This window comes from Cysteiniphilum sp. JM-1, assembly GCF_008711525.1.
GTDB lineage: Bacteria > Pseudomonadota > Gammaproteobacteria > Francisellales > Francisellaceae > Caedibacter.
In genome coordinates this window covers 1-4,197 of record NZ_VXKS01000048.1, presented here as the reverse complement: position 1 = coordinate 4,197, position 4,197 = coordinate 1, and the positions used below count along the sequence as shown (strand labels likewise).

Sequence of the window (4,197 nt, the reverse complement as noted above, 5' to 3'; positions counted from 1 at the left end):
ACTACCGAAGTTGCACCAGCATGTAATTTACTCGGGAGCCGGATGCGATAGTTTCGCACGTCCGGTTCTGCGGAGGGGCTGACTGAAGAAATTTGGTCGGTCTACTCATCCATAGCCCGCACTAAAATACGCATCCATACCTTTTTGTGTCAGCTGATATTCAAAGCCTTTGTTTAGTAAATACTTTAAGAGCTTTTGTTTCTTATCATAATCGGTTTTGCCTTTGATCAAAGGATACTTGGCGCTGATTCTGCGCATGACATTATTCAGCTGCTGTACCTCGTCAACAGCAACTAACTTATCAATCATGCTTTGTGGTATGGCTTTCTTTTTAAGCTTATCAATCAATGCCCCTGTTGATATATCTTGATTACTTTCAATGATACGCCTTGCTTTGTTTTCCAATAGCATATCATCAGTAATATTGGCGTTATCAAGACTCATGGCAGCAGCACCCTATTCATTATTGTTAGCTTTCTCATTGCGCAAATGCTCAATGGATGACAAAGGAATACCCAACGTCTTAGAAATTACTGTTAAAGGTACGCCAACTTGCAACATGCTATGCACTTCATCTAAAGTTGTTTGATCTAACATATTCGCTCCATTGATGATGACCATTGAATAACAATATTACCGCATTGGTTTCCACCACTCAACTATCATTACAAAATCATTGATGTAACCGTTGTCATCTCTCATTTCCTTAAGCCAATCCGCAATCGCATCGTGCAAATCGTAGGCTTCCTTGGTTTTGGCAAGGTTGGCTATGCCAACAGTGACGCTGCACCTTTCAATGTAGGTGTTGCTGTCGTTGGGTTTGGTGAAATCACAGCGTAAGTGACAACGCCATGATTTTATTTATCAGTAATTCATCCTATTAACTTGTCATAATATTTTTCGACCATATCTAGGCAATTTGTCTCGGCTTTTTCTCTGGGTTCTTGAATTTTATTTGGACAAATACTTACTACCGTAGTTAATGACTCTTGAATATCCTTATTAGCTAAATACATTGTATCATGGCTTAGAATAACAGCATATTCTTGGATACCTATGGCTATGCCCAATAAGGAACCAATAGATGCATTAAGACGTTCAAGCTCATCAAAGCCATAGAATTTCCCTCTTATCATTAATGATTCTATCCTTGATGAAATCAATCTAGCTTTATCTAAGTAACCAAAAACTAATTCACTCCTCTCTCGTCCCTTGCTCTTAATATATTTTACTATCCCTGAGTCATCATTATAATTTTTCTCTAGCCTTACTCCATAAGATTTATATTCGATATTAACTATAAACTTTAAACACTGGTCAACATTAATTAATTCATCACAATAGTGATGTATTTCACTTACTAAATTATCTAGCCATTTAATTTTCATATTTGCTTTCATTTCATGTTTCCATGAGTTCAAAGCGCAGTATGCAATGATAACTGTAATTAAGGAAAAAACTGTCGAAATAACACTTAAAAATATAACCATTAACTTAACTCCTTTTAGAATTTAACTATCAAAAACCTCCCCACAATCCTCCCTCGTCAACTTCACCGTCATTTTCTTATTCAAATAAACGTCTCTCACATAATAAACATTTTTCGCATACTCATCATCAGACTCAATTGTCCACGAAACAAGGTCTTCCCTCATGAATGCCGACCCTTTAATCTTCACTGATTCACTCGGTATTGTATAAGGCTTTTTCAAATGAAATACCCCAGTATACCTATGCCCTATCGGCAACTTTTGCCTTTTATCTTCAAGCTTGGCTATCGTTTTGTTGACATAATCAAGGGCGTTGTTGAAATCGTCCTCACTAGATTGCTCAACAAAGGTTTTCTTTTTGTAGTTGAGTAAATGGGTTATTTGGTTAAGTGTTGAAATATCTGCTTTTAGGTTTTTACGTTGGGCAAGGTTAAAACTCATCGTTGAGCCTTTGGTTTAGGTGGTTTTGATGGTTACGTTAGTGTGGATTGGGGTGCCTGTCAATTATGCCTAGTTGATTACTATATAATTATTTGGCACACTAGCAGAAAATAATTACACAAACAGACTATGACAGTACCAGTATCATTAGTTAAAACCGAGTGTGATCACATTGTAGGTGAATTTGATTATTACGAATACATTACACCTTATTTAGATAAACGCTATCAAGATGGCGTGCTACAAGTCAGCGCGCTTGTAATAGAAATATCCGAAGCTATTTATGAATTAATATCACAAAAATATGATTATACAGCAATACTTGTTCTTTCTTTTCATGGTTGGAACTTATGCAACGTCTATTTAGAAAGCTCCGAATTTACTTTTAAGAAAAAATTTGAAAAAACCGTAAAGGAAATGAGTAAGGAAATTAAAAGCAATGACATTATAATGTCACCTAAAGCTGTAGCCAAAGTCTTGTATATGGCATATAAGATTAAGTATGAATATTATAGTGATGAGAAATTTGATAGAGACTTAATGTCTTTTGAATTTGCCACAGATGCTAATGGTGAGCAAAAATTTAGAGTTGTCTCCAAGGAAGCCAACTATACGCCTTACTAAATTAATTGCGATTTACCAACAAGCCTGTGCGAAGTGAATTTTTTTAATTTTTTCTTATATTTTCCCAAAAAATGGTTAACTAGAATTTTGGACGTAATGCCATTTTAGCCGCTTTCTTCGTGCGACCTATTGCTGCTTTTTTATCAATTCTGCGTTGTGTGGTTGGCTTAATATAATGCTGCCTTTCTCGCAATTCTTTAACGATACCTGCTTTTTCACAAGCTCGTTTAAACTGCCTTAAAGTCACCTCAAAAGGTTTACGATCATCGACCCTAATTTTAGGCATTAAGCTGACTCAACATTAATGGCTTCAAGCCCTTTTTTACCTTGCTGAACTTCAAAAGAAACCGCTTGACCTTCCTGAAGATAACCACCCACCGCATCTAGGTTTGTTACATGCACAAATACATCCTTATCACCATTACTAGGGGTGATAAAACCAAATCCTTTTCCACCGTTAAAAAACTTCACTGTGCCTTGTAATCTACTCATATTGATTTCTTCTCTATATAGTTATTGATTGATGCAACATTATTTACTGCCTTGGCAGCATAACAGAGTTGATTAGATTGTGTAAGAAAAATAGCGCACCTTACTCAAACACTGACAAACTTGCTTATTTTGAAGCATTACACTACTGTAGTCATTGGTAAAACATATATAACCAAAGGAGTAACATTATATGAAATACCTAAACCCTATCGCACTTATATTAATTATTATTGGCGGTTTAAACTGGCTACTCGTTGGTTTATTCCATTTCAATCTTGTTCATGCTATTTTTGGCAAACTAGGCTTTGTTGAAAACATCATCTACATTATCGTTGGTATTGCCGCTTTAATCTGCATTCCCACGCTTAAGAAATGCTGCCCAAAATCATCATGCAATAAGGATTGATCAATATTGTGGGAAATCAATTTACCGATAATTTCTGCGTTACAGTTGAAAACTCAACAGGACAGACAATAGCTGACTTTTTAATCCAATGCGCCAATCAAGGTTTAACCTACACAGAAGTTGGCGAGCTTTTTGGTTACAAACAAAATACGGTTAGAAAATGGTGCCGACGATGCAATGTCTCGTTATACAATGAAAGCAGTCTTAAAGTGCTAAACTCACCCGTTAAAAAGGCAGCCATTGAGCAGTTACTTGATGACATCAAGATCAAATCTATTAGCTGCTCCAATGCACTGTATAAAGCTTGGTAAAAAATCATGCTGCGCTTGGAAACAGCAACCAAATTCTATGAAATACTCATTACTCAAGATTTATTAGGTGACACAGTTTTGATTTGCTATTTTGGCGGGAAAAACAGCCATCGCCATCAGTCTAAAACAATCAAGTTAGATTCATTTTTGCAATGCTGTAAAGTGTATAAAAAAATTATCACCACCAGATTTAAACACGGGTATTGGTTTATCCATCATTCACCGCAATACTTTTAAAATGCAGGCAATAACGCTTTGTGTTATGATGTTTTCAGCCAAAATAACACCGCTAATTTTCAATGACTGGAAAAATTGGCATGGTTCAGAAAAAGGGTATTTTAGTAAACACAATGCGTGACGAAATCCTCCCATTTTGGTATGCTTTACTCGTACACATGATCTTTAAAAATTTAGGTAATTTATGCGACTCTTT

General features: G+C 35.9%; 9 protein-coding genes. 3 read left to right on the top strand and 6 right to left on the bottom strand.

Annotation, left to right across the window (positions count from 1 at the left end):
- Nucleotides 1-105: 105 nt before the first annotated feature.
- The 4 genes from F3D68_RS11055 to F3D68_RS11045 form a co-directional block, all read right to left on the bottom strand.
- Complete coding sequence (locus tag F3D68_RS11055) at nt 106-444, bottom strand: RecX family transcriptional regulator (RefSeq protein WP_151194489.1); 339 nt, start codon at nt 442-444, stop codon at nt 106-108.
- 12 nt (nt 445-456) lie between these two features.
- Nucleotides 457-597, bottom strand: coding sequence for a hypothetical protein (locus tag F3D68_RS11325; RefSeq protein ID WP_191092812.1), 141 nt, complete (start codon nt 595-597; stop codon nt 457-459).
- 275 nt (nt 598-872) lie between these two features.
- The gene (locus tag F3D68_RS11050; RefSeq protein WP_151194488.1) at nt 873-1,400 is read right to left on the bottom strand and encodes a hypothetical protein; all 528 of its coding nucleotides are present in this window, start codon (nt 1,398-1,400) and stop codon (nt 873-875) included.
- A 111-nt stretch (nt 1,401-1,511) separates the two neighbouring features.
- Nucleotides 1,512-1,931 carry a hypothetical protein gene (locus F3D68_RS11045; protein WP_151194487.1) on the bottom strand — a complete coding sequence of 140 codons (420 nt, stop codon included), beginning with the start codon at nt 1,929-1,931 and terminating at the stop codon, nt 1,512-1,514.
- 129 nt (nt 1,932-2,060) lie between these two features.
- Between F3D68_RS11045 and F3D68_RS11040 the strand changes: the two genes are divergently transcribed.
- Nucleotides 2,061-2,555: a hypothetical protein gene (locus tag F3D68_RS11040; protein WP_151194486.1), complete on the top strand. Its 495-nt coding sequence runs from the start codon at nt 2,061-2,063 to the stop codon at nt 2,553-2,555.
- A gap of 79 nt (nt 2,556-2,634) precedes the next feature.
- Here F3D68_RS11040 and rpsU read toward each other — a convergent pair whose 3' ends face one another.
- Together rpsU and F3D68_RS11030 are read right to left on the bottom strand one after the other, a co-directional pair.
- The gene (gene rpsU / locus F3D68_RS11035; protein ID WP_151194485.1) at nt 2,635-2,841 is read right to left on the bottom strand and encodes a 30S ribosomal protein S21; all 207 of its coding nucleotides are present in this window, start codon (nt 2,839-2,841) and stop codon (nt 2,635-2,637) included.
- Nucleotides 2,841-3,047: a cold-shock protein gene (locus F3D68_RS11030; RefSeq protein ID WP_151194484.1), complete on the bottom strand. Its 207-nt coding sequence runs from the start codon at nt 3,045-3,047 to the stop codon at nt 2,841-2,843. Before F3D68_RS11030 ends, rpsU begins: the two co-directional genes overlap by 1 nt.
- A gap of 190 nt (nt 3,048-3,237) precedes the next feature.
- On the opposite strand from F3D68_RS11030, the gene F3D68_RS11025 reads away from it, so the two are divergent.
- Together F3D68_RS11025 and F3D68_RS11020 are read left to right on the top strand one after the other, a co-directional pair.
- Complete coding sequence (locus F3D68_RS11025; protein ID WP_151194483.1) at nt 3,238-3,453, top strand: DUF378 domain-containing protein; 216 nt, start codon at nt 3,238-3,240, stop codon at nt 3,451-3,453.
- Nucleotides 3,454-3,461: 8 nt separating this feature from the next.
- Nucleotides 3,462-3,764, top strand: a complete 303-nt coding sequence (locus F3D68_RS11020; RefSeq protein WP_151194482.1) for a helix-turn-helix domain-containing protein — start codon at nt 3,462-3,464, stop codon at nt 3,762-3,764.
- Nucleotides 3,765-4,197: the final 433 nt, after the last annotated feature.

Coding starts and splice junctions, on each gene's coding strand:
- F3D68_RS11025 (WP_151194483.1), top strand. CDS start 3,238: ATGAAATACCTAAACCCTATCGCACTTATATTAATTATTATTGGCGGT.
- F3D68_RS11055 (WP_151194489.1), bottom strand. CDS start 444: ATGAGTCTTGATAACGCCAATATTACTGATGATATGCTATTGGAAAAC.
- F3D68_RS11050 (WP_151194488.1), bottom strand. CDS start 1,400: ATGAAAGCAAATATGAAAATTAAATGGCTAGATAATTTAGTAAGTGAA.
- F3D68_RS11040 (WP_151194486.1), top strand. CDS start 2,061: ATGACAGTACCAGTATCATTAGTTAAAACCGAGTGTGATCACATTGTA.
- F3D68_RS11325 (WP_191092812.1), bottom strand. CDS start 597: ATGTTAGATCAAACAACTTTAGATGAAGTGCATAGCATGTTGCAAGTT.
- F3D68_RS11045 (WP_151194487.1), bottom strand. CDS start 1,931: ATGAGTTTTAACCTTGCCCAACGTAAAAACCTAAAAGCAGATATTTCA.
- rpsU (WP_151194485.1), bottom strand. CDS start 2,841: ATGCCTAAAATTAGGGTCGATGATCGTAAACCTTTTGAGGTGACTTTA.
- F3D68_RS11030 (WP_151194484.1), bottom strand. CDS start 3,047: ATGAGTAGATTACAAGGCACAGTGAAGTTTTTTAACGGTGGAAAAGGA.